The sequence below is a fragment of the Mycobacterium sp. genome (assembly GCF_019247615.1).
GTDB lineage: Bacteria > Actinomycetota > Actinomycetes > Mycobacteriales > Mycobacteriaceae > Mycobacterium.
This window is the reverse complement of the sequence record NZ_JAFBAT010000237.1, coordinates 1-3,120: the sequence shown is the minus strand read 5'-3', so window position 1 is coordinate 3,120 and position 3,120 is coordinate 1. Positions and strand designations below refer to the sequence as shown.

At 68.1% G+C, this 3,120-nt stretch carries 2 protein-coding genes; one reads left to right on the top strand and one right to left on the bottom strand.

Going from position 1 to position 3,120, the window contains the following annotated elements:
- Positions 1 to 1,020, top strand: a 1,020-nt coding sequence (gene glmS / locus JO059_RS16300; RefSeq protein ID WP_293320487.1) for a glutamine--fructose-6-phosphate transaminase (isomerizing), incomplete at its 5' end; no start/stop codon positions are given.
- Between the two features lie 65 nt (positions 1,021 to 1,085).
- Here glmS and JO059_RS16295 read toward each other — a convergent pair.
- The gene (locus JO059_RS16295; RefSeq protein WP_293320485.1) at positions 1,086 to 2,834 is read right to left on the bottom strand and encodes a PecA family PE domain-processing aspartic protease; all 1,749 of its coding nucleotides are present in this window, start codon (positions 2,832 to 2,834) and stop codon (positions 1,086 to 1,088) included.
- Between the last annotated feature and the right edge of the window lie 286 nt (positions 2,835 to 3,120).

Genomic DNA, 3,120 nt, shown 5'->3' with positions numbered 1-3,120 from the left:
AACGGCCGGATCGTCCTCGACGAACAGCGGCTGTCCGATCAGGAGCTGCGCGAGGTCGACAAGGTCTTCGTGGTCGCCTGCGGCACCGCGTACCACTCCGGGCTGCTGGCGAAGTACGCGATCGAGCACTGGACCCGCCTGCCGGTTGAAGTCGAGTTGGCCAGTGAATTCCGCTACCGCGACCCCGTGCTGGACCGCAGCACGTTGGTGGTCGCGATCAGCCAGTCCGGTGAAACGGCCGACACGCTGGAGGCCGTCCGGCACGCCAAGGAGCAGAAGGCCAAGGTGCTGGCGATCTGCAACACCAACGGCTCGCAGATCCCCCGCGAGTGCGACGCGGTGCTCTACACCCGCGCCGGACCCGAGATCGGCGTGGCGTCGACGAAGACCTTCCTGGCGCAGATTGCCGCCAACTATCTGGTCGGCCTGGCGCTGGCCCAGGCCCGCGGCACCAAGTACCCCGACGAGGTCGAGCGCGAGTACTCCGAGTTGGAGGCGATGCCCGACCTGGTGGCCCGGGTGCTCGCGACGGTCGAGCCGGTGGCCGTCCTGGCGCAGCAGTTCGCGCAGTCCTCGACCGTGTTGTTCCTTGGCCGCCACGTCGGTTATCCCGTGGCGCTGGAGGGCGCGCTGAAACTCAAGGAACTGGCCTATATGCACGCCGAGGGTTTCGCCGCGGGCGAGCTCAAGCACGGCCCGATTGCGTTGGTCGAAGACGGTCTGCCGGTCATCGTGGTCATGCCCTCGCCCAAGGGGTCGGCCACGTTGCACGCCAAGCTGTTGTCCAACATCCGCGAGATCCAGACCCGCGGTGCCGTGACCATCGTGATCGCCGAAGAGGGCGACGACACGGTGCGCCCCTACGCCGATCACCTGATCGAAATCCCCTCGGTGTCAACACTTTTGCAACCGCTGCTGTCGACCATCCCGCTTCAGGTGTTTGCCGCGTCGGTGGCGCAGGCCCGCGGCTACGACGTCGACAAGCCACGAAACCTGGCCAAGTCCGTCACCGTCGAGTGAGCCGGCCCGCTCCGGTTCGCCAGACGGTACGTCGTTGAATCAGATACCCCGGGGAGCCGAGTTACTCAGGTATCGAAGTACATGGTCCCGGTACCGCTGGGGCTGTACGAGAAGTAGATCGGTATGCCGTTGGGGGCGGCGATACCGGCGGAGCCGACGAGGCCGCCCCCGAGGCCCGAAAAGGGAAAAACCCCTGAGTTGAACTCGGTAGTGGATCCTGGCGACGGCAAGACGTCAGGATGGTACGTGCTCACCGTCTCCGAGTACAGCAACGCCCCGCCCTGGCTGCTGTAGACCGAAATGGTATCTCCGGCTGGCACGACGGTGTCGGATTGCTGACCGGTCGGCATCAGGCTTGACGGGACGGTTCCGAATACGCCACCGGAATCGATGGACGCGTTCGTGGCAGTTCCAGGGTTGGGCATCGCTCCGCCGCCAGTGATCACGACATACGGGCTGGTAATCGGGGCTCCGGAGACGGAGGCATAGGAGGGTAACGGGTTGGTGGCACCGAACTGGAGCACGCCCGCGGGGTTGTTGAGGAGCACACCCTGCCCGAGTGCGCCGGGCAACGCTTGCACGGGGCCGGTGGGGAACGGGCCCGGGTTACCGCCCGGCCCTCCGGTGTTCAGGCCCACTCCCATGACGGCGGGCGCCTGGCTGGCCGGGTAAGTGGTTGATTGACCGCTCGCGGTTGTCGTGAAGGAGTTGATGACCCCAACGGTTGTCGGTGCGGTTATGATTCCGTTCCCGAAATTCACCGATGCCGTATACGTGGTGTAGGTATAGGTGGTGCCTTGGAGCGGGTCGCCGTAATGGGCGACACCCGACCCGGTGGGCGGGCCGAGGGTGGACAAATTGACATCCTGGGGCGGGACCAAAAGTCCGGTGGACCCGGTGTCGACTATCACTTGCGACGGCGGTCCGCCGGCGATGGAGATGACCGCTACCTCGCGGGTGGCGATCTGATGCAGCGGGATGGTGGGCGGAGCACCGGCGGGGCCAGTGGCCCCGGCGGTGCCATACAACAAGCCGCCGCGGCCGCCGGCGCCGCCGGCGGCATCGACTCCGCCGGTGCCACCCATGCCGCCGTTGCCGACCAGCCACCCGGCACGGCCACCGACACCGCCAAGCGCGACTTCCCCGCCGGTTCCGCCGCCGCCGCCATTACCGAACAACAGCGCGCTGCCGCCGGCACCGCCGACACCGACAGGACCGCCGGCGCCGCCCATCCCGCCGTTGCCATCCAGCAAACCGCCGGTGCCCCCGGCACCGCCGGGCGCACCCCACCCGCCCATGCCGCCGGTACCCCCGGTGCCGACCAACCCCGCCGCGCCGCCGGCCCCGCCGGGGGCTCCGGCGGCGGTGCTCGTCCCACCGTTACCGCCCCTGCCGATCAAGATCCCCCCGGCCCCACCGGGCGTCCCGATCCCTTGCGCGTTGGTCGTGCCATTGGTGCCGGGTCCGATCAGCGGACGCCTGAGAAGAAAGTCGGTGGGCGCGTTGACAACGTTGCGCAAAACCTGCGTGACATTGGCGGTCTCGGTGCCGCCATAGGCGCCCGCGCCCGAACCGAGGGTCTGCACGAGCTGGGCGTGAAACGCTGCGGCTTGAGCGCTCAGGACCTGATATGCCGACGCGTGCTGGGAAAATACCGTCGCGACGGCCGCCGACACCTCATCGATGCCGGCGGCCAGCACCCCCGTGGTGGGTGCTGCTGCGGTCGCGTTGGCCCTGCTGATCGTCGAACCGATATTTGCCAGATCGTTCGCCGCGTCTGTCATCAATTCAGGCCAAGCGATCACAAACGACATCGGGCACCTCCGTCAGCCGAGCTGTCCCCCGCGATGCGGCGATGGGTGGATAGTAGGCGCTGGCGGCAGCGAGGTTCCTGTTTTCGATGGAAGCGCGACGGGGTGATTTGGCCGATCATCACGAGGAGCCGTTCACGCCGGCGTCGGAGCCGGGGTTGCCGTTAAAACCGCCAGCGCCGCGGCCTCCGCCGCCGAGGAGACCGCCGGCGCCACCGGCGCCGGCCGCGGCACCGTTGGCCCCTACGGCCCCCGCGCCTCCGCCGCCGCCGCTAAACCCGTCGGCACC